This is a genomic window from Streptococcus pantholopis, assembly GCF_001642085.1.
GTDB lineage: Bacteria > Bacillota > Bacilli > Lactobacillales > Streptococcaceae > Streptococcus > Streptococcus pantholopis.
Window position 1 is genome coordinate 2,073,101 of the sequence record NZ_CP014699.1, and the last position, 21,421, is coordinate 2,094,521.

At 36.2% G+C, this 21,421-nt stretch carries 19 protein-coding genes and 3 tRNA genes; 14 read left to right on the plus strand and 8 right to left on the minus strand.

Translation table 11 applies throughout. The features are described from left to right. Position 1: 1 nt before the first annotated feature. On the minus strand, positions 2-1,249 hold the full coding sequence (gene yfmF, locus A0O21_RS09570; RefSeq protein ID WP_067064643.1) for an EF-P 5-aminopentanol modification-associated protein YfmF: 1,248 nt from the start codon (positions 1,247-1,249) through the stop codon (positions 2-4). An 88-nt stretch (positions 1,250-1,337) separates the two neighbouring features. Here yfmF and yaaA point away from each other — a divergent pair, with 88 nt between their 5' ends. Together yaaA and recF are read left to right on the plus strand one after the other, a co-directional pair. After that, on the plus strand, positions 1,338-1,727 hold the full coding sequence (gene yaaA / locus A0O21_RS09575; protein WP_067064644.1) for a S4 domain-containing protein YaaA: 390 nt from the start codon (positions 1,338-1,340) through the stop codon (positions 1,725-1,727). 2 nt (positions 1,728-1,729) lie between these two features. After that, positions 1,730-2,842 carry a DNA replication/repair protein RecF gene (recF, locus tag A0O21_RS09580; protein ID WP_067064645.1) on the plus strand — a complete coding sequence of 371 codons (1,113 nt, stop codon included), beginning with the start codon at positions 1,730-1,732 and terminating at the stop codon, positions 2,840-2,842. Positions 2,843-3,024: 182 nt separating this feature from the next. On the opposite strand, the gene A0O21_RS09585 is transcribed toward recF, so the two are convergent. The 3 genes from A0O21_RS09585 to trpS all read right to left on the minus strand — a co-directional run bounded on the left by A0O21_RS09585 (position 3,025) and on the right by trpS (position 7,243). Beyond that, positions 3,025-3,903, minus strand: coding sequence for a GRP family sugar transporter (locus A0O21_RS09585; protein WP_067064649.1), 879 nt, complete (start codon positions 3,901-3,903; stop codon positions 3,025-3,027). 475 nt (positions 3,904-4,378) lie between these two features. After that, complete coding sequence (gene guaB / locus A0O21_RS09590) at positions 4,379-5,860, minus strand: IMP dehydrogenase (RefSeq protein WP_067064651.1); 1,482 nt, start codon at positions 5,858-5,860, stop codon at positions 4,379-4,381. A 360-nt stretch (positions 5,861-6,220) separates the two neighbouring features. Further along, the gene (gene trpS / locus A0O21_RS09595; RefSeq protein ID WP_067064654.1) at positions 6,221-7,243 is read right to left on the minus strand and encodes a tryptophan--tRNA ligase; all 1,023 of its coding nucleotides are present in this window, start codon (positions 7,241-7,243) and stop codon (positions 6,221-6,223) included. A gap of 194 nt (positions 7,244-7,437) precedes the next feature. Between trpS and A0O21_RS09600 the strand changes: the two genes are divergently transcribed. Together A0O21_RS09600 and A0O21_RS09605 are read left to right on the plus strand one after the other, a co-directional pair. Continuing rightward, entirely contained in the window at positions 7,438-9,057 is a 1,620-nt protein-coding gene (locus A0O21_RS09600) for an ABC-F family ATP-binding cassette domain-containing protein (RefSeq protein WP_067064656.1), read from the plus strand. A gap of 121 nt (positions 9,058-9,178) precedes the next feature. After that, entirely contained in the window at positions 9,179-11,773 is a 2,595-nt protein-coding gene (locus tag A0O21_RS09605; protein ID WP_418346443.1) for a YfhO family protein, read from the plus strand. Positions 11,774-11,943: 170 nt separating this feature from the next. Here A0O21_RS09605 and A0O21_RS09610 read toward each other — a convergent pair. Together A0O21_RS09610 and A0O21_RS09615 are read right to left on the minus strand one after the other, a co-directional pair. Then, positions 11,944-12,017 (minus strand) — tRNA-Asn (locus tag A0O21_RS09610). A gap of 32 nt (positions 12,018-12,049) precedes the next feature. Further along, a tRNA-Glu gene (locus tag A0O21_RS09615) sits at positions 12,050-12,121 on the minus strand. Between the two features lie 132 nt (positions 12,122-12,253). Here A0O21_RS09615 and A0O21_RS09620 point away from each other — a divergent pair. After that, positions 12,254-12,327, plus strand: a tRNA-Arg gene (locus A0O21_RS09620). Between the two features lie 223 nt (positions 12,328-12,550). Here the strand turns inward: A0O21_RS09620 and rlmH are convergent. Then, positions 12,551-13,030: a 23S rRNA (pseudouridine(1915)-N(3))-methyltransferase RlmH gene (rlmH, locus tag A0O21_RS09625; RefSeq protein ID WP_067064661.1), complete on the minus strand. Its 480-nt coding sequence runs from the start codon at positions 13,028-13,030 to the stop codon at positions 12,551-12,553. 269 nt (positions 13,031-13,299) lie between these two features. Here rlmH and A0O21_RS09630 point away from each other — a divergent pair, with 269 nt between their 5' ends. The 8 genes from A0O21_RS09630 to A0O21_RS09665 all read left to right on the plus strand — a co-directional run bounded on the left by A0O21_RS09630 (position 13,300) and on the right by A0O21_RS09665 (position 20,452). Then, the gene (locus A0O21_RS09630; RefSeq protein WP_418346444.1) at positions 13,300-14,427 is read left to right on the plus strand and encodes a S1C family serine protease; all 1,128 of its coding nucleotides are present in this window, start codon (positions 13,300-13,302) and stop codon (positions 14,425-14,427) included. A 128-nt stretch (positions 14,428-14,555) separates the two neighbouring features. Next, positions 14,556-15,323, plus strand: coding sequence for a ParB/RepB/Spo0J family partition protein (locus tag A0O21_RS09635; RefSeq protein WP_067064665.1), 768 nt, complete (start codon positions 14,556-14,558; stop codon positions 15,321-15,323). Positions 15,324-15,526: 203 nt separating this feature from the next. Continuing rightward, positions 15,527-16,885: a chromosomal replication initiator protein DnaA gene (gene dnaA, locus A0O21_RS09640; RefSeq protein WP_067064667.1), complete on the plus strand. Its 1,359-nt coding sequence runs from the start codon at positions 15,527-15,529 to the stop codon at positions 16,883-16,885. 152 nt (positions 16,886-17,037) lie between these two features. Then, the gene (dnaN, locus tag A0O21_RS09645; RefSeq protein ID WP_067064668.1) at positions 17,038-18,171 is read left to right on the plus strand and encodes a DNA polymerase III subunit beta; all 1,134 of its coding nucleotides are present in this window, start codon (positions 17,038-17,040) and stop codon (positions 18,169-18,171) included. Positions 18,172-18,214: 43 nt separating this feature from the next. Continuing rightward, positions 18,215-19,099 (plus strand): diacylglycerol/lipid kinase family protein, encoded by an 885-nt coding sequence (locus A0O21_RS09650; RefSeq protein ID WP_067064670.1) that lies wholly within the window; start codon positions 18,215-18,217, stop codon positions 19,097-19,099. A 68-nt stretch (positions 19,100-19,167) separates the two neighbouring features. Next, positions 19,168-19,374, plus strand: a complete 207-nt coding sequence (locus tag A0O21_RS09655) for a DUF951 domain-containing protein (protein WP_067064672.1) — start codon at positions 19,168-19,170, stop codon at positions 19,372-19,374. A 131-nt stretch (positions 19,375-19,505) separates the two neighbouring features. Then, a complete protein-coding gene (locus A0O21_RS09660) occupies positions 19,506-19,901 on the plus strand; it encodes a helix-turn-helix domain-containing protein (RefSeq protein WP_067064675.1) in 396 nt (131 codons plus the stop codon). A gap of 2 nt (positions 19,902-19,903) precedes the next feature. Continuing rightward, complete coding sequence (locus tag A0O21_RS09665; RefSeq protein WP_067064677.1) at positions 19,904-20,452, plus strand: RDD family protein; 549 nt, start codon at positions 19,904-19,906, stop codon at positions 20,450-20,452. Between the two features lie 2 nt (positions 20,453-20,454). On the opposite strand, the gene A0O21_RS09670 is transcribed toward A0O21_RS09665, so the two are convergent. Beyond that, a complete protein-coding gene (locus A0O21_RS09670) occupies positions 20,455-20,742 on the minus strand; it encodes a hypothetical protein (RefSeq protein ID WP_158511705.1) in 288 nt (95 codons plus the stop codon). Positions 20,743-20,844: 102 nt separating this feature from the next. Between A0O21_RS09670 and A0O21_RS09675 the strand changes: the two genes are divergently transcribed. Then, complete coding sequence (locus tag A0O21_RS09675; RefSeq protein ID WP_227806872.1) at positions 20,845-21,294, plus strand: helix-turn-helix domain-containing protein; 450 nt, start codon at positions 20,845-20,847, stop codon at positions 21,292-21,294. The last annotated feature ends 127 nt before the right edge of the window (positions 21,295-21,421 follow it).

The window sequence follows — 21,421 nt, forward strand, 5'->3', positions numbered from 1 at the left end:
TTTACTGTCCTCCTTCTAAAAAATAAACTGCCTGTAACCTAATTTGGCTTGCAGCATTTACAATATCTTCTTTGCTAACAGACTCAAACTTACTGATCCAGTATTCAGCCTGTTTATTTATATTTAAATAATGCTGGTTATAAGTTCTTTCAATAATGGCATTTGTATCATCTTCAGACAGCTTGACACTTTCTGTCAACATTAATTTAGTCTGCTGGATTAAAGAGCTGGAAAAACTCCCTATTTTAAGATCGGCAAATTGTTTATTAATAATTTTAAGTACCTGATTTCGGTTGTTTTTGTCAATTCCAGTGTAAACATTAAGCAATCCCGTGTAAATATCTAATTGACAGCCAATTGTATAAGCCAAACCAGCTTTCTCACGTACTGCCGTAAAAAGTTTAGAATGATCAAAACCTCCAATCATTCCTTCCAAAACAAGGAGTGAAAAATAATTAGGATCATCATACTGAATAGGAATATGATAGCCTAATTGCAGAACCGACTGCTCAACAGGACGCCTTTCAATCTTTTCCTGTGTAATGCTTTTATAAACTTGTCGATAGCTAAACTGTAAATCTTTCTGTCTATTCTCTAAAGGAAACTTTGTGATTAGCTGAAGCATGCGATAATCATCAAATTCACCAACAATAAAGATATCCAGCAAATCTTCTTTAATCATTTTTTGAAATTCCTGATAGGCCGTAAAGGCAGTTTCACTATTGAACAAATCTGGGTAGCCATACGGAGAGAGTTTTAAATCTGGCTGATTAAAAAATAATTTCTTTAAAGCTAAAAAACTGCGGCTGAAAGAATCCTCATCATCAGCTTCTAAATAGTGGAGCATATTCTTTTTCTCAACATCAAATATCTTGCTTTGATACTGGGCTACAGATACAAGCGGAGCAAAGAGGACAGCCCCTAAAAAATTCAGCATTTCCTCCAAGACAGATGTTTTTGTCAAACTGTAGGAGTCCTTGATAAAAACAAGATCGATATCTACAATATGGACAAGCCCTTTAGTTGACACCTTAGTTGACAGATCAGCTCCATACAAATCAGCTAATCTTTCACGGAATTTTTGAACCGTTGGGTAGACCGCGTTGGCAGCTGCCAGCATCTGCGCTACTAATACACGCCGTGCTACTGTTTTTTCCTCCAGTTTACCAGAAAATCGGAAAGTGATATGGTTAGTTTTAAATTTACGATTTTTAAGAAGATGTAAATGGACACCCTGAGCTATTTTCATATTATTTCCTTAATAAAAAACTTTACTAGCTAAAATTATATCATTTTTATGCTATAATTACTTGGATTAGAAAATGGGAAGGCATACTATGGAATACAAACTTTTTACAGATTATATCACCTTGCAGGCACTTTTAAAAAAAGCAGGTCTTATTCAAAGTGGAGGTGCTGTAAAACTTTTTTTAGAGGAAACAACTGTTCTTTTTAACGGTCAAATTGAGAAACGCCGCGGTAAAAAGATCCGTGTAGGTGATGTGGTTACTATCCCGCAAGACAATATCACAATTACAATTGCTGAACCAGATGAAGCAGAAAAAATCAAATATGAAAAGGAGCAGGAAGAAAAGAAACGTGTGGCTGATTTAGTTAAGACACTTAACCAAAAAAATAAACGAAGACAAAAAAACACTCACAAAGCTGCAAACAAAAAGGCGACATCTGCCAACAGCGATAAACCTGTCCGCTTTCCGGGAATGTAAACATGTGGATTAAAGAATTAAAACTTAAAAACTACCGAAATTATCGGGATACTAAAGCCCAATTTTCCTCTGGTCTGAATATCTTTATCGGAAAAAATGCTCAAGGAAAAACAAATTTTTTGGAAGCTATTTATTTTTTATCACTAACTCGCAGCCATCGAACACGCTTTGATAAAGAGCTCATCTATTTCAATGAAAAAGAAGCCCTCATTTCAGGTAATATTCAACGGATTGATGGACAAATTCCTCTGGAAATCAGTCTGTCTGATAAAGGACGGGTGACTAAAGTCAATCATCTCAAGCAAGCCAAACTTTCCGATTATGTGGGAACAATGACTGTGGTCTTATTTGCACCTGAAGATTTACAGTTGGTTAAGGGGGCACCCAGTCTGCGGCGTAAATTTATGGATATTGATTTAGGTCAGATAAAACCTGTCTATTTATCTGACTTATCGCATTATAACTATGTCCTGAAGCAAAGAAATACTTATCTAAAAACTGCAGAGACAATTGATTATGATTTTTTGACAGTTCTCAATGAGCAATTAGCTGATTATGGCAGCCGAGTTATGAATCATCGTTCTGATTTTATCAACGATTTAGAAAAAGAAGCGGACAAGCATCATCAGATTATTTCTGATGGCCTAGAGCGTTTACGCATTAAGTATGCATCTTCTTTCCCTTTTAGTAATTATTCTGAGACTTATACAGCATTTGTCAAACATCTGCAAAAAAATCAGACACGGGATATTGCTAAAAGAAATACCAGCATCGGCCCGCATCGCGATGATTTAGAGTTTTTTATCAATGATATGAATGCTGATTTTGGAAGTCAGGGACAGCACCGAAGTCTTATTTTATCGCTTAAAATGGCAGAAATTGAACTTATAAAAGCTGTTAGAGGAGACAACCCAATACTACTCCTTGATGATGTTATGAGTGAATTAGATAATCAGCGCCAGATGAAATTACTTCAGGGAATAAAAGAAAATGTCCAAACCTTTATTACTACAACCAGCTTAGAGCATCTAACAAGTCTGCCCGATAATTTGAAACTATTTATGATTGAAGAGGGACAGATAAAAGAAGAAAAGGACAGAAGTCCTAAGCAATAATTTTTAAGGGGCCAAAGCATATGCTTTAGCCCCTTAACTTATCAGTAAACATTGTGTAAAATTTATTGACAGTTTCATTTACAAGAATTTACAATTTTACTCCATTATAATAAAGGATTATCAAAAAAACAGTAAACTCTTTTTGCAACTCTTGTTAAGTATCTTGACAGAATTGTAAAGAATCAATATGATTTTACAATACCAAGCAAAACAGCACCTGAGATAAAACAGAAAAGACCAATCAAAAGCCAATGCAGCTCCTTTTGTGTTTTTGTTTCTCCCAAAAAAAGGATACCCCCTGCAATTGAAATGACAATGCCAAGTTGAGAAAAACTAAAGGCTATGGCGAGACCTGCCTTAGCTGCAGCAAAAAGCATAAAGATATTTCCTAGTCCCCATAGAATCCCAACTAAGCTGTTTTTTAAAACAGCAGGTGTCAGTTTTACCTGAAATTTCATTAAAGCGAGTGCTCCCACAAGCATTCCGACAGCCATCGGGAAGATAACAGAGAGAACCGGAAAAGCCATAATATTATTAAAAAGAACTGTATAAGATAAATAGCCGACTGTTGAATAGGCCAAAGCCCTGAACCCTTTTGAAAAATCACTTAATTGTCCCTGTTCTTGCTGCATCAATGGATTTTCGGCGTCGCGTTTACTAGAAAAATAAAAACCAACAAGAAGTAAAGTAAGGGCAATTGCCCCCAGTACAAACTGCACAGGTTCAGTCCACTCATTGAAAACGAAAGCACCAATTAAACTGCCAATGACCAGCTGAGAACCGCTTGATAATGGGTTAGCTACAGAAACACCCATATACTGCATCGCATGAAACTGCCCGCTCTGACCGACTGCCCATAAAAGACCTCCTAAAATTCCAAAAAACCATAGAGTTAATGTCAACTGCGGCTGTACAACCAGCCAGACACCAAAAGCAAAAATTAGGGCACCGATAGTCATTCCAAAAGTTTGCTGGCTAGGGCTTCCGCCAATCTTATTACTAATAAATCCAATACTTCCCCAAGCAATCATAGGGACTAAAGCATAAAAAATTCCTTGCACCTTTCTCCTTCTTACTTTACATTTCCAAAAACTTTGTCAAGTTTTTTACTTATTCTGTCAACCTGCTGTAAAGAAAAGCTTTAAAAACTGCTTTAGCAAAGTTTTTAAAACAATGCAATGTTACTATATAAATTGTTTCATACCTTTTCTATAATATCATCTTTTTCATTTTTAAAAAAGGTCTAATTACGTTTACAGTAAATCCATAAAGGAACAAAATTTTTGAAAAAATACTATTCCTAAGGGTGTCTTCTTGATGAGCTCTAAAACAGTATCCCAATTAAAAAAGTGATGTAATAACATTTATTTAATTTTTTATTAGAAATTGATTGAGCCAGTTAATCGACAAAAGTAACTATGACAAAATTTGGGAGAAACAGAACAGCTCCTCTCTGCTCTAACGTAAAAGCCTCCATTCTGTTTTATCAGCAGAATGGAGGCTTTTATAAATTTTTCTGAGTGTGCTGTTAAACAATCAGTGGACAGAATAATTGGGAGCTTCATTAGTAATTTGAACATCATGTGGGTGACTTTCAATCAAACCAGCACCTGACATTTCTATGAACTGAGCATTTTCATGCAGAGCTTTAATATCTGCTGCACCAACATATCCCATACCTGAACGAATACCGCCAAGCATTTGAAAAACGATATCTGCTGCCGCACCCTTATAAGCTACACGGCCCTCAATTCCTTCCGGAACAAGCTTGTTTGCTTCATTGACAGATCCTTGGAAATAGCGGTCGCTCGAACCTTTTTTCATTGCTGCAATCGATCCCATTCCGCGGTAAGTTTTAAACTTACGTCCTTGGAAAATTTCTGTTTCGCCTGGGGCTTCATCAGTTCCTGCAAACATTGACCCAAGCATGACAGCATTACCGCCGGCTGCGAGTGCCTTGACAATATCTCCGGAATATTTAATCCCGCCGTCTGCAATAATTGTCCTACCATATTCACGCGCAACAGCAGCCGCATCATAAATAGCTGTTATCTGAGGAACACCGACACCAGCAACTACCCGTGTTGTACAAATTGAACCAGGACCGATACCTACCTTAACAACATCAACTCCGGCTTCATACAGCGCACGGGCTCCATCAGCAGTAGCAATATTTCCTGCTATTAAAGTTTTATCAGGGAAGGTTGTACGAATTTCAGCAATTTTACGAAGCACACCAGCCGAATGCCCGTGGGCTGTATCAATTACAATCGCATCAGCACCGGCTTCAAACAAGGCCTCTGCTCTTTCAAAAGTATCAGAAGTGACGCCCACCGCTCCAGCAACCAAAAGTCGGCCGAATTCATCTTTAGCAGCATGCGGAAATTCTATAACTTTTTCGATATCTTTAATAGTAATCAAGCCTGATAAGCGACCATTTTCATCAACCAAAGGCAGTTTTTCAATCCGGTGTTCATGAAGAATACGCTCTGCTGTTTCAAGATCAGTCCCTACTGGTGCAGTAACGAGCGCTTCACTTGTCATATGTTGCGAGATTAGTTGTGCATAATCAGAAATAAAACGCATGTCACGATTGGTAATGATACCAACCAATTTACGATTTTCAAGCGTTTCAACTATCGGAACACCGCTGATACGGTAACGCTGCATGAGTTCTTCAGCTTCAGCAACCGTATTGTCAGGAGTCAAAAAGAAAGGATCAATAATAACACCGTTTTCTGAGCGCTTAACCTTTCGTATTTCCTCTGCTTGCTGCTCAACAGACATATTTTTATGAATAACGCCAAGACCTCCGGCACGAGCAATAGCAATAGCCATTTTGCTATCAGTGACTGTGTCCATGGCTGCTGTGATAATAGGAATATTTAATGTCAAATTATCTGCAAGCTGGGTCTGCAGGCTGACTTCATTTGGAAGAACATGGCTTTCAGCCGGAATGAGCAAAACATCATCAAATGTATACCCTTTTTTTAAAAATTTTGTGTCCCAATTTGACATTTAACAATCCTCTTTTCTTCTGTATTTAGGCTAGAACAGCCTTTTTATTGCTACTATCATAACACGCTAAAATGATTTGTCAACACTTTTTAAAGATATAATCAAATTCTTCAAAAAGGGGGCAATTGTCCCTGTATAATAACTAAAAGACCTGATAAAAAGATATCCAAACTTTTTCAATATATTAACCATAGTGTTAAACTGGTCACCTTCAATTTTTACTGTACAGACAGCAGCGAACTTTTATAAAAATAATCCAGTAAATTTTTCATTCCAAATCTGAACCTGAAAATAAAAAAGGCCGAAAATCAGTTTCTCATATCTACCGATTTTTAGCCTCATCCCATTAAAAAACTGTTTTTAAAAATAATTGATTCCCATTGCCGCTTTCACTTCAGATAAAGTCTGACCTGCAACGGACCGAGCTTTTTCACTTCCTTTTTTAAGCATATTAAAAACTTCTCCCATATCTTTAGCATAATCCAAACGGCGTTTACGTATAGGAGTCAGCTCGGCTTCTAAAATTTCAAGCAGATAGCGTTTTGTCTTAACATCACCGAGTCCCCCTCTTTGGTAATGTTCTTTCATTGATTCAACTTCTGCTTTATTTTCCTCTGGGGCAAAAATATCCAAATAGTGAAAAACCATATTTCCTTCAATTTTTCCAGGATCTTCAACATGAATATGCTGAGGATCAGTATACATACTCATCACTTTTTTCCTAAGGGTATCCGCATCATCGCTAAGATAAATCCCATTTCCCAGCGATTTAGACATCTTAGCATTACCATCAAGGCCAGGCAAACGGCCAGCAGATTCATTTTTAGGGAAAATACCTTCTGGTTCAATCAAAACATCAGTTTGATAAGTATGGTTAAAGCTGCGTACAATTTCACGTGTTTGCTCAATCATTGGTTTCTGATCATTTCCAACAGGAACATAATTTGCTTTAAAAGCAGTGATATCTGCTGCTTGAGAGATAGGATAAACCAAAAAACCTGTCGGAATAGATTCACCAAAACCTTTTTGCGCTATTTCAGATTTTACTGTCGGATTACGTTCCAGCCGCGCTAATGAAACCAGATTCATATAGTACATCGTTAATTCAGCTAATTCTGGTATTTGGCTCTGGATAAAAATCGTCGATTTATCCGGATCAAGACCGACAGATAAATAGTCTAAAGCAACACTGCCAATAGATTCTCGAATCTTTTCTGCGGTTTTTGCATGATCCGTCAAAGCCTGCTGATCAGCTAAAAAAACAAACATCTCATATTTATCTTCATTTTGCAAAAGCACGCGATTTTTAAGACTGCCAACATAATGGCCCAAATGTAATTTCCCTGTTGGGCGGTCCCCCGTAAGAATAATAGGTTTTGTCATGATTATACTCCTAAGCTCTAATAGTAATATTATAACATAACCTGACTGAGATGTTAGATCAACATCTATAAAACAGAGGAAGCCAGCAAATAGTTAAGTTTGTAAACATAGATATAACAAAAACTCGGAAATCTTGAAAAAGCTAATCTTTTTCTGTAGAATGGATAAGATAAAAGAAACTAAGGGGTGGAAAATTGTTAGCAGTATCAAATGTGTCACTGCGATTCAGTGACAGAACATTATTCGATAAGGTCAATATTAACTTTAAAGCGGGGAATACTTACGGACTGATTGGTGCTAATGGAGCCGGAAAATCAACCTTTTTAAAGATTTTAGCCGGAGATGTTGAACCAACAACCGGGCAAGTTATACTGGATCCCGACGAGCGGCTGTCTGTACTTCGACAAAATCATTTTGACTATGAAGACGAACGCGTAATTGATGTTGTCATTATGGGAAATGAGCAGCTTTATCAAATTATGAAAGAAAAAGATGCTATCTATCTAAAAGATGATTTTTCTGAAGAAGATGGCGTCCGTGCAGCTGAGTTAGAGGAACAGTTTGCAGAAGCCGGCGGCTGGGAAGCTGAAAATGAAGCTGCTCAGCTTTTACAAAATCTTAATATTAAAGAAGAGTTGCATTATCAAAATATGAGTGAACTTTCAAACAGCGATAAAGTAAAAGTATTGCTGGCAAAAGCTCTTTTTGGCAAACCTGATGTGCTGTTGCTTGACGAACCTACAAACGGGCTCGATATTCAATCTATCACTTGGTTGGAAGATTTTCTTATTGATTTTGAAAATACCGTTATTGTCGTATCCCATGATCGCCATTTTCTCAACAAAGTTTGTACACATATGGCTGATCTCGATTTTGGAAAAATTCAAATTTTTGTCGGTAACTATGATTTCTGGAAAGAGTCTTCAGAACTTGCTGCTCGCCTTCAGGCTGACCGTAACGCAAAAGCAGAAGAAAAAATTAAAGAGCTGCAGGAATTTATTGCACGTTTTTCTGCTAATGCGTCAAAATCCAAGCAAGCGACATCCCGTAAAAAGATGCTGGATAAAATTGAACTGGAAGAAATTCTGCCTTCAAGTCGACAATACCCATTTATTAAATTCCGATCTGAACGTGAAATAGGCAATGATTTACTGACTGTTGAAAACCTTTCTGTCAAAATGGATGGTGAAACAGTCATCGATAATATCAGTTTTATTCTTCGGCCCGGAGACAAAACAGCTATAATTGGCCAAAATGACATACAAACTACAGCCCTTCTGCGTGCTTTAATGGACGATATTGACTATGAAGGAACTGTAAAGTGGGGGATTACGACCAGCCGCTCCTATTTACCAAAAGATAATTCAAAAATTTTTGCTTCTGATGAAACCATTCTTGAGTGGCTTCGGCAATTTGCTGACAAAGAAGAGAATGATAACACTTTTCTTCGTGGTTTTTTGGGACGCATGCTTTTTTCTGGAGATGAAGTTAACAAATCTGTCAATGTCCTTTCAGGGGGAGAAAAAGTGCGCGTGATGCTGGCAAAATTAATGCTTCTAAAAGCTAATGTTCTTGTTCTTGATGACCCAACAAACCATTTAGATTTGGAATCTATTTCGAGCCTCAATGATGGTCTCAAAGATTTTAAAGAATCCATTATTTTTACCAGCCATGACCATGAGTTCATTCAAACCTTAGCTAACCATATCGTCGTTATTTCTAAAAACGGCAGCATAGACCGTGTTGATGAAAGTTATGACGAATTTCTTGAAAACACTGAGCTGCAAAATAGAGTAAAGACGCTTTGGCAGTAAGAATTATTTCCTTCTGTAATTAAAAAATACAGTCTTTGGTCGCAAACAGTCAGCCTGATTCATCAAATAGAAGCAAGAGCATTTCTTCTAAAATCGCAGTAATGTAGGATAAGGAAAGGATATAATGACTATTTTAAAAAAACACAGCACTGTTCTTTATTATTCAGCCAGTTTCTTACTTCCTTTTTCCATTATGATTTTGGTTCTGCTCAGTCAAAATATTTTTTGGGGGAGTGAGACAACTATTTTAGCAAGCGATGGCTTTCACCAATATGTTATTTTTGCTCAGAATCTGCGAAACATTTTGCATGGAAAAGACAGTATTTTTTATACTTTTACCAGTGGTTTGGGGCTTAACTTTTATGCTTTGATGAGTTATTATTTAGGCAGTTTTCTGTCTCCCTTTGTTTATTTCTTTAATTTAGAAAATATGGCAGATGCCATTTACCTTTTTACTATCATTAAATTTGGCCTAATCGGTTTAAGTACCTACTTTAGCTTAATCAGACTTTACCCTAAAAATAAAAAAATCATCACCTTAATTTTATCCACTTCTTATGCCTTAATGAGTTTTGCTGTCAGTCAGACTGAGATTAACATGTGGCTGGATGTTTTTATGCTGCTGCCGCTTATTATTCTCGGACTGAATCGTTTGATGGAAAAAAGAAAATGTCTTCTTTACTATGTCAGTCTGACCATTTTATTTATTCAAAATTACTATTTTGGCTATATGGTCGCTATCTTTCTGACTCTCTATTTTTTAGTTCAGCTGACTTGGCAGCTTCAAGCAAAACTTGTCCTAAGAAAAATCAGAGACTTTACAGTTGTGTCAATCTTGTCAGCTTTGTCAAGTTCATTAATGCTGCTGCCTACCTATTTAGACCTGTCAACGCATGGTGAAGAGTACAGCAGCTTGACAAAATGGTTGACAGATAATTCTTGGTATTTGGACTTCTTTGCTAAAAATACTGTTGGGGCCTACGATACAACTAAATTTGGAGCTATCCCTATGATTTATGTAGGGCTATTTCCACTCATATTTGCTCTTCTCTTTTTTACCATAAAATCTATCAAAAAATCAGTACGAGTAGCCTATGCTGCTTTATTCTTCTTTTTTATCAGCAGCTTTTATTTAGAACCTTTAGATTTACTATGGCAGGGAATGCATGCTCCTAATATGTTTTTACATCGGTATGCTTGGCTGTTATCGTTTTTTATTGTTATATTGGCAGCAGAAAGTCTTTCCAGAATTTCTGAAATTACCTTTAAACAGTATCTTTTTCCTTTCGCTTTTTTAGTATCTGGTTTTGGAGTAACTCTTTTTTTCAGCAGTCGTTACGATTTTTTACAGCCTATTCATTTCATTTTAACCTTAGCCTTTCTCACAGCTTATGCTATTATTTTGATAAGCTTTTCAAAAAAACAGCTCCCTTACTCCTTAATGCTCAGCTTTACACTTTTGTTTACAATTTTTGAAATTTCTTTAAACACTTACTATCAAATTGATGCTTTAGGAAATGAATGGGTATTTCCCTCACGTGAAGGCTATCAAAAAAATTGGTCTGGCATTGACAGCCTTGTAAACTATACTGAAGGGCAAAACAGCACTTTCTTCCGTATGGAAAGACTTCTTCCTCAAACTGGAAATGACAGTATGAAGTTCAATTATAACGGGATCTCACAATTTTCTTCTATCCGCAACCGAGCTTCCAGTTCAACCTTGGACCGCTTAGGTTATAAATCTGATGGAACCAATCTTAACCTTCGCTACCAAAATAACACATTGATTATGGACAGTCTTTTAGGTGTTAAGTATAACCTTTCTGAAAATCTTATTAACAAATTTGGATTTGCGTTACTGACTGAAAAAGACGGGATGTTTTTATATGAAAATACATTTGCAGCTCAGCTGGCCTTTTTAACGCAGGAACCTTATAAGGATGTTTCTTTTACTGTCAATACCTTAGACAATCAAACAAAACTCCTCAATCGCCTTACTGGCCTTTCTTACCATTATTTCAACCGGCTTCCGGCACAAATAATGGGACAGGAAAACAATCTTGGAAACAGAATAACCGTTTCTGGTGAAAATCAAATGACAACTGTTACCTACAGAGTCAATGTTCCTGAACAGAGTCAGCTTTATGTCAGCATGCCCAATATTGATTTTGTAAATAGCAGCAGTGATACTGTGATAATTAATGTTAATGATGCGTCTTATTCTTATACAACCGACAATGCTTACAGTTTTTTCGATATCGGAGCCTTTACAAATGGACAAAGTGTAGACATCAGCTTTACTTTCCCGGAAAATAAGCAGGTTTCTTTTGATTATCCTAACTTTTACGCCTTAAATCTTAATAATTATCAAGAGGCAATGGCTGTTATCAATAAACAAAAAACTTATGTTACAACAAAAGCAAATAAAGTTACAGCAAAATATTCAGCAAATCAGGACAGCTCATTGTTTTTTACTATTCCTTATGACAAAGGCTGGACTGCCGTCCAAAACGGGAAAAAAATAAAACTTTCCAAAGCACAAAATGGTTTTATGAAAGTTAATGTTTCAAAAGGACAAGGGACTGTAACCTTATCCTTTATTCCAAATGGTTTTAAAGAAGGACTGGGACTTTCTTGCCTTGGTTTAATAGGATTTGTGCTGTATGCGTTCCTAATCAAAAAGCACAATCGCACAGGACCTAAAAACGGTTCTTAAGTATGATTTTACAAATGAGCTACAACAAGCATTCAGCCCCTTTTAACGAAAGCAGATTTCTATTTGCTTTATTTCTTAACAGTATTTATGTTTAAAAAAAGAGTTAGGTGAAATCAATCACCTAACTCTTTTATATAAAACCAGTAATTACTACTTGGCTTGTCTTATCACTCCGGCAGTAGGACTCGAACCTACGACATCATGATTAACAGTCATGCGCTACTACCAACTGAGCTATGCCGGATAAGGAAAAACTGCCCTGCAGCATTCTTTCAATAGTCCGTACGGGATTCGAACCCGTGTTACCGCCGTGAAAAGGCGGTGTCTTAACCCCTTGACCAACGGACCATATGTTTAAACGTGTTTTTCCTCAACACTCTTACTATTATATCAAAATAAAATGATTTGTCTATACTTTTTATAAATTTTTTCTTTTTGTTGACACAGGAGCTGATAGTTTGATAAAATATACAAGCTGAGGGTCTCATAGCTCAGCTGGATAGAGCATTCGCCTTCTAAGCGAACGGTCGCAGGTTCGAATCCTGCTGAGATCAAAAAAAGGTTCGGAACTCATGTTCCGAACCTTTTGGTTTTTAAATCCCCAGTAGATTATGTCCTGTTTAATTGTAAAAATCTGCTTAGATCGTGCGGCAACCATGATATACTTATTCAGCTAAGGCTTAAGAATCGGGAAAAAGAGAAAGTCATTAACTATAAATTTGCTTTTTGCGGTTCTATTTTACAGCATAAAAAATGTTTCACGTGAAACATTTTTTGCTATTTGTGATAAGGACTTCCCTGCTGAATCATAAAAGCACGATAAATTTGTTCTGTCAGTACCAACCGCATCAGCTGGTGCGGCAAAGTGAGCAAGCCGAAACTCATTAAAAAATCAGCTCTTTTCTTAATAACAGGAGCTAAACCTAAACTGCCGCCGATAATAAAAGTAATATCTGAATAACCTTTAAAAGCAATATCTTTAAAAAGCTGACTGAAATCCTCAGAAGAAAGCTCTTGACCTTCTATAGCCAGAGCGATGACATAATCACGCGCACCTAGTTTTAAAATAATTCTTTCTGCTTCCTTTTCTAAAATCTTTTGTTTTTCAGCCGGACTGGTTTTATTGCCAATCGGTTCATCAGGCAGTTCTATTATTTCAACTTTGGTATGGGACTTTAAGCGTTTCAGGTACTCAGCTATTCCATCTTTTAGATAAGTTTCTTTTAACTTGCCAATGGTAATCAATTTTATTTTCATGAGTCTATTTTAGCATACTGCTGAACTTTTCACATCTTATCCACACTGCATAATGTGCCGACTGGGATTTGTTTTGTTTATTTTATCGCTAAAAATTAACACTAATAAAAAGTTATCCACAACTTGTGGATACTTTCTTTTTTCGCTTTTTTAAGGTATAATTAAGCCAGTTTTGATATTTTTTAAGTCCATATTAGAAAGGCGGAGGTATAAAAGTGAAAAAAATAAAGTTCTGGTTGCTTCCATTACTGATTATAATAGCCGGAATTATTGGTGGAATTTTAGGAGCAACTGTTACAAATTATCTCAATAATCACCCGGAAAACACTACAACAAAAACAAGCAATGTGACTTACAATAATACTACTGACACAACAGAGGCAGTTAAAACAATCCAAAATGCTGTGGTTTCTGTCGTTAACTACCAAAAAGCATCTTCTTCAGATATGTACAGTGATATATTTGGCGGAGACAGCAGCTCAGCATCAGACAGTGATTCAGATTTGCAAGTTGCCAGTCAAGGGTCTGGTGTTATTTATAAAAAAGAAGGAGATTCTGCTTACGTTGTTACCAATAATCACGTTATTGACGGAGCTGAGCAGATTGAAATTCTTTTGGCTGATGGAACAAAAGTGGTTGGAAAACTAGTTGGTGCAGATACTTACTCCGATTTAGCTGTTGTCCAAATCCCATCTGAAAACGTAAAAACTGTAGCCGAATTTGCTGACTCTTCTAAAATTAATGTCGGAGAAATTGCCATTGCTATTGGAAGCCCATTAGGTACAGATTATGCCAATTCTGTTACCCAAGGAATTGTGTCCAGTCTCAGCCGTACTGTAACACTTACAAACAATAACGGTGAAACAATTTCGACAAATGCTATTCAGACAGATGCAGCAATTAATCCTGGTAATTCCGGTGGTGCTTTGATTAATATTGAAGGACAGGTTATCGGTATCAATTCAAGCAAGATCTCTTCAACATCAAACAGTGAATCTGTAGAAGGGATGGGATTTGCTATTCCTTCCAATGATGTTGTAAAAATTATCAATCAACTTGAAGAAAACGGTGAAGTTGTTCGTCCGGCTTTGGGTATTTCTATGGCTAATCTAAGTGATTTATCAACTAGTGTTATTAATAAGCTGAATATTCCTGAAAGTGTAACAAACGGCATTGTGGTTGGTTCTGTACAATCTGACATGCCGGCCAGCGGTAAATTAGAGCAGTACGATGTTATCACTGAAATTGACGGACAAGAAGTTACTTCTACCAGTGATCTTCAAAGTATTCTTTACGATCATGAGATTGGTGATTCTGTCAAAGTAACCTTCTATCGCGGAAACGATAAGAAGACTGTAACAATTGACCTGACAAAGACCACTCAGGATTTGTCATAATTAAGAGAAAACTTTGCGATAGAATGCGGTTCATTTTAATTAAAAATAAACAGTAATTGTGAGTGGGAAGAAGTCATTGTTTACATTGCTTCAGCTTCCCACTTTTTTATTTGATATTAAGGAGTGCTATGACTGAAAAGTTAGAATGGGTTGCTATTGATGATATTATCCCAAATCCGTATCAACCAAGGATTTATTTCGATGAAAAAGAATTACTGGAACTTTCAGCTTCTATAAAAGCAAATGGGCTTATCCAGCCTCTTATTGTTCGAAAATCAAAGATATTCGGTTATGAACTGATTGCTGGGGAGCGGCGACTGAAAGCTGCTAAATTAGCACATTTATCAAAAGTTCCGGTAATTGTGAAAACAATTTCTGATAATGAAAGCATGCAGCAGGCTGTTATTGAAAATCTACAGCGTTCCGATCTTAATCCAATCGAAGAAGCTAAGGCCTATCAGCAATTAATCGAAAAAGATGGAATGACCCACGATGAATTGGCTCGTTTAATGGGAAAATCACGGCCCTATATTACTAATACAATTCGATTGTTAAATCTTCCTGAACAGATAATTGAGGCTGTAGAAAAGAAAGAATTATCTCAGGGGCATGCCAGAGTCTTGTTAACAGTCGAAAATGCTGAATTACAAAATGAGTGGTTTGAGAAAATTATCAAACAAGGCTTAAGTGTCAGACAAATCGAAAAGGCACTTAAATCTACAAAAAAACAAAAAAAAGTTGAAAAAGACCTTTTTATAAAAAATAAGGAAGAAGAACTGTCTCAATTACTGGGAACAAAGGTCTCACTCTCAATGCAAAAAAAAGAAGCAGGTGTTTTAAAAATCTATTTTCAGTCAGAAGAAGAATTCAACAGAATTATAGACAGCCTTTCTTAGTGTGTGAATAGAGGAAGCTATAATTGCAGAACTATCCACAGTATAGCAATCCTTTAAATACTTTTATCACCTGATATCAGCTCCTTTTCCACACTCTGTGGATAACTTTTATTGACATTGTGCATTCTTTTTTAGCAGCTTGTGGAAAACTTTATTTTTTTGTGATAGAATGAAGAGAGAATGAGTCGCAAGAGGAACCTATAATGACTGAAAATGAACAAATTTTTTGGAATAGGATCTTAGAACTGGCTAAAAGCCAATTAAAACAGGCAACTTATGAATTTTTTGTTTTGGACGCTAAGTTAATTAAAATTGAAAATCAAGTTGCCATTATTTATCTTGACCGCATGAAAGAGCTATTTTGGGAAAAAAATCTCAAACCTGTTATTTTAACAGCCGGTTTTGAAATTTTTAACGCTGAAATCTCGGTCGAATATATTTACGATGAACAAGCAGCCATTCAAGAAGAACAGCCTGTTTCAGAGCAGAGCAGAAATTATACTGCGCCAGCTACTTTAGCACCTATCCAATCAGACTTAAATCCAAAATATACATTTGACAATTTTATTCAGGGAGATGAAAACCGCTGGGCAGTGGCTGCTTCGATTGCTGTCGCCAACACTCCGGGAACAACCTATAACCCTCTCTTTATATGGGGAGGGCCGGGTCTTGGGAAAACCCATCTGCTGAATGCGATTGGAAATTCTGTTTTGCAGGATAAGCCGAATGCCCGCATAAAATATATTACAGCGGAAAATTTTATCAATGAATTTGTTGTTCATATTCGTTTGGACACAATGGATGAATTAAAAGAAAAATTTCGAAATCTTGATATCCTTTTGATTGATGATATTCAGTCACTGGCCAAAAAAACATTATCAGGAACACAGGAAGAATTCTTTAATACCTTTAATACTCTTCATAACCATAATAAGCAAATCGTTCTGACAAGCGACCGCACACCTGATCACCTCAATGATTTGGAACAGAGGCTTGTCACGCGCTTTAAATGGGGACTGACAGTGAATATCACTCCTCCTGATTTTGAAACGCGTGTAGCTATTCTAACTAATAAAATTCAAGAATATAATTTCATATTTCCTCAAGATACTATCGAATATTTGGCAGGACAGTTCGATTCCAATGTTCGAGATTTGGAAGGTGCCCTCAAGGATATCAGTCTAGTAGCAAACTTTAAACAGATTGATACAATAACTGTTGATATTGCTGCAGAAGCCATCAGAGCACGTAAACAGGACAGCCCTAACAGAATCACTGTCATACCGATTGAAGAAATCCAAAGCCAAGTTGGGAAATTTTATGGGGTTACTGTAAAAGAAATTAAAGCAACGAAACGGACTCAGGATATTGTCTTAGCCCGTCAGGTAGCTATGTTTCTTGCCCGTGAGATGACTGACAACAGCCTTCCGAAAATTGGCAAAGAGTTTGGCGGACGGGATCACTCAACTGTGCTCCATGCCTATAACAAAATAAAAAATATGATTTCCCAAGACGATGGCCTGCGCATTGAGATTGAAACGATAAAGAACAAAATAAAGTAGCAGTGGATAAAGGACTTGCTTCTGCTTGTTTTTTCCACAAGTTGTGAACAAGTTTTATCCTTAGAAACAACTCTATCTGCCTGCTTTATGCACTATATACACAGGACCTACTACTACTACTAAATTAATACTTATAAAATAAAGGAGTTCTCATGATAAATTTCTCAATAAATAAAACTCTTTTTCTTCAAGCTCTAAATGCTACAAAAAGAGCTATAGCCTCAAAAAATGCTATTCCTATCCTCTCTACTGTAAAAATTGAAGTCAATGCTCACGATATCACGTTAACAGGCTCAAATGGACAAATCTCAATTGAAAATACTATTCCAGTTTCAGATGAGAATGCTGGTCTGTTAATTACTTCACCAGGAGCTGTCCTCTTAGAGGCAAACTTTTTTATTAACATTATTTCAAGCTTGCCGGATCTGACTTTAGAATTTAGAGAAATTGACCACCATCAGGTTGTTCTGACCAGCGGAAAATCAGAAATTACACTCAAAGGGAAAGATGTGGAGCAATATCCGCGCCTTCAAGAAATAGCTACTGACAATCCTCTTGTTTTAGAGACAAAATTGCTGAAGTCAATTATTTCTGAAACAGCTTTTGCAGCCAGTCTGCAGGAAAGCCGGCCTATTTTAACCGGTGTGCATATAACGCTCAATAATAAAGTATTTAAAGCTGTTGCTACAGATTCGCATCGTATGAGTCAGCGTCAAGTGACGTTAGATAATGCAGCCAGTGATTTTGATGTCGTTATCCCAAGTAAGTCATTACGTGAGTTTGCTGGAGTTTTCACTGATGATATTGAAACTGTAGAAGTTTTCTTTTCAGCCAGTCAGATGCTTTTCAGAAGTGAACATATCAGTTTTTATACACGTCTGCTTGAAGGAAATTACCCAGATACTGACCGGCTGTTAGTAAAAACATTTGAAACAGAAGTTATTTTTAATACCGCTGATTTGCGTTCTGCTATGGAACGGGCCCATCTTATTTCAAATGCTACTCAAAATGGAACAGTAAAACTTGAAATCGTGGATAACAGCGTTTCAGCCCATGTAAATTCGCCTGAAGTCGGTAAGGTCAATGAAGAGTTAGATACTGTCAGCCAGTCAGGAAGTGATTTGACAATCAGCTTTAATCCAACTTACTTAATTGAAGCATTAAAAGCCCTTAAAAGTGAAGAAGTTCTTATTCGCTTTATCTCTCCTGTCCGTCCTTTTACCTTAACCCCTACAGATAACAAAGAAGATTTTGTTCAGCTGATTACGCCTGTGCGTACAAATTAAGAGGCTCCCTAATGGGAGTTTTTTTGTTATAATAACAATTATTATGACAATCTATATTATTGCTAATCCTCATGCAGGCCGCCATCAGGCCAGATTAATTGTTGAGCGGATTAAGGAGCTGTCATCAGCGCAAGATATAAAAAGTTTTTATACACGCTATAAAGATGATGAGCGCAGACAGGTAAACACAATTCTTCAAGAGTTTCAGGAAAAAGACTTCCTTTTGATTATTGGGGGAGATGGGACACTTTCAAAGGTGCTTTACTATTTGCCTGAGAATATCCCCTTTGCTTATTATCCAACTGGATCAGGAAATGATTTTGCGCGTGCCTTAGCTATACCATCTAATTTAAATTCTATACTTACCTTAATTCAAAGTAGAAGCGTCAAAGAGATGACAGTATTTGTATATGAAAAGGGTCTTTTGTTAAATAGTCTGGATGTCGGTTTTGCAGCCTGGATTATCCAAAAAGCTGAAGGATCAGCATTAAAAACAATTCTTAATAAATACCATTTAGGCAGATTAACTTACCTTGCTGTGGCAGCAAAATCACTATTCAGCAATCCTACAGCTGATATAACAGTTAAGAGCAAAGATGGCAGCATTAAGCATTATAATAAAAGTTTTTTCTTCTCGCTGGCTAACAACACTTACTTTGGCGGGGGAATTATGATTTGGCCGACTGCCAGTGTTTTTGACAAAAAATTGGATTTTATTTATGCTAGAGGTGAGACTTTTAGCCGACGTATCCGAATTTTGTTAGCGCTTATTTTGAAAAAACATCAAAAATCCCCTTATCTTCATCATGAAAAAATAGAAGAAGTGTCTTTAAAGATGCCAAAAGATACCTTGATTGAAATTGATGGCGAAATAGTCACTACCGAAAAAATAACTTTAAAAGCTCAAAAACGCTATATTTATTTATAAAAGGTAAAGAGAGTTCTGTCTTTTGCCTTATTTTGACCTGAGTCAATCTTAATGAAGGAGTAAAATAAATGTCTAGCTACGAAATTGGCAGTTTAGTTGAAATGAAAAAGCCCCATGCCTGTACAGTGAAAGCAACTGGGAAAAAGGCAAATAAATGGGAAATCATACGAATCGGAGCCGATATAAAAATCAAATGCACTAATTGTGAACATGTTGTTATGATGAGCCGGCATAATTTTGAGTATAAATTAAAGAAAGTTCTTTCGCAACCCTAAGAATGTTGATAAATTAACGTTTTTACAATAATAGGCAACTGCTAGTAGCCTAAATTTTACTTGTCCTGCTTTATATTTGCTGGCAGATAGTCAATTTTTTTCCTAAAATATTGTTAAAAAAGGAGGGAAAAATGTCATCATTTTCAAAACAGCTTAAAAAATATCGAACAGAGCGTTCTTTATCACAAGAAGAGCTGGCACATAAACTCTTTATATCACGGCAGGCAGTTTCAAAGTGGGAAAAAGGTGAGGCTAGACCTGATTTAGATAATGTTATTAAATTAGCAGAGATTTTCGATGTTAGTTTAGATGAGCTTATCTTAGGGAAAGAAGGTGACAGTCAGTCGATTCATGAAGTAGAATTCATCTATAATCCTAATACTGGCACTTATGACAAGCAAAAAAAGCGTAAAATAGAAAATTTTTATGATTTTGCAGCTCGATTTTGGCCGCTGTTACTGATTATTTTTTGGGGAATGTCTTACTTTATCTATAAAATTATTGAATTGTTTATGGTGGGGGAATAGCTATGGTAGCAGCAAATAATGATATCTCATTAAAATCCCGTATCAAAGAGCTGTTTGTTGACTATCTGCTGATTATTTCTTATCTTGTTATTTTACTTCTACTGTCGCTTAGTTTTTATGTCTTTATTTTCGGCAAAATTCCCTCCTTCACTTTGCTTCAGTCGCAGCTAATAGCTGGATTAACTTCTGTTGTACCAGTTGTCATAGGTTTTTCCTGGTTGGATTATTGTGGCGGTAGTTTCGGGAAAAGAAAGGCAGGACTCAGACTTTCCTATCAGAAGAAGACGTTTTTGGCTGCTTCAATTCGTAACATCATTAAATTTTTTCCTTGGCAGTTAGGGCATATGGGAACGATTGATGGCATTTATACAGATTATACCAGTTTATTTGGTCATATTTGCACTTCTGCTAGTTTGATTTTACTGTTTATTTTGCTATGGATGGGACTTTTTAGGAAGGATAAGCGTCATTTGGGAGATTTGTTAGCAGGAACTCAAGTTGTGAAAAAAGAGTCTGAGGCAAAAACCTCAAACTCTTACCTGTCCATTTAATTTCAGTGATTTTTTATTTTAAACCAAAAACGAATTTGATAAAATAATACAAATAAGGTGGAAATTAAAAATCCCAGCATAAAAATTTTTTCTTTCCAAGCAAAAAAAGCAATATAAATAAGAATAGCTAAGAGATAAAAAACAATTAAATAATGCTGTCTTTGGATTTGTTTATTAACATAGTCTGACATCAGCAGCTCCTCCTTTTTATTTATTATAACTTTTGATATTTTGTCTGAAAAGAAATATGGAATGGCAGTAAGGCTATTTAACGTAGCATAAGCTGACACAAGGAATGATTTATTTTAAAATAAAAGTAGGTTGACAGTCTTGTAAATATTTTGTCAAGGTTTATGTCATTCTTTATCTCTACAGCACAGAAAAGGAGAAATATGATGCAAAAAAGCAGAACAGCTGCCCCAGTTCACAGCTTAGGTGAAAAAATAAAAACTCAGCATAAATATCTAGGCTTATCTCAGGAAGAATTAGCAGAGAAACTTCATGTATCTCGTCAAGCAATAACAAAGTGGGAAAATAACAGAGGTATTCCAGAAATTGGGAATCTGATAGCTATCTGTGATTTTTTTAATTGGGAGTTGGATAGCCTTATTAAGGATAATCAGCTGGTCAAAGAAAAATTAATCGCAGACAGTGCTTCAAAAAAGTGGCACTTACTTGTCATTATATATTTACTTGCTGTCATCGCTTATATTATAGTAATGACCTTTACAGCAAGACTATTCATGGTTGGTCTGTTGGTTGCGACAGTTTTTATGCTTTTTTATGAGTTAAGAATTTTCGTTAAAGAAAAAATTTATCAGCAGCAATTACCCAAAGATTAATATGCGCTTGAGCACCATATAAAATTTTGCCAAGAAAAAATAATATCAGATTTAGCATATTGTTTACTAATCAAACCTTGTTTTAAACTGATGGCAAAGTTTTATAAATGTTTGGATAATTGTTAAG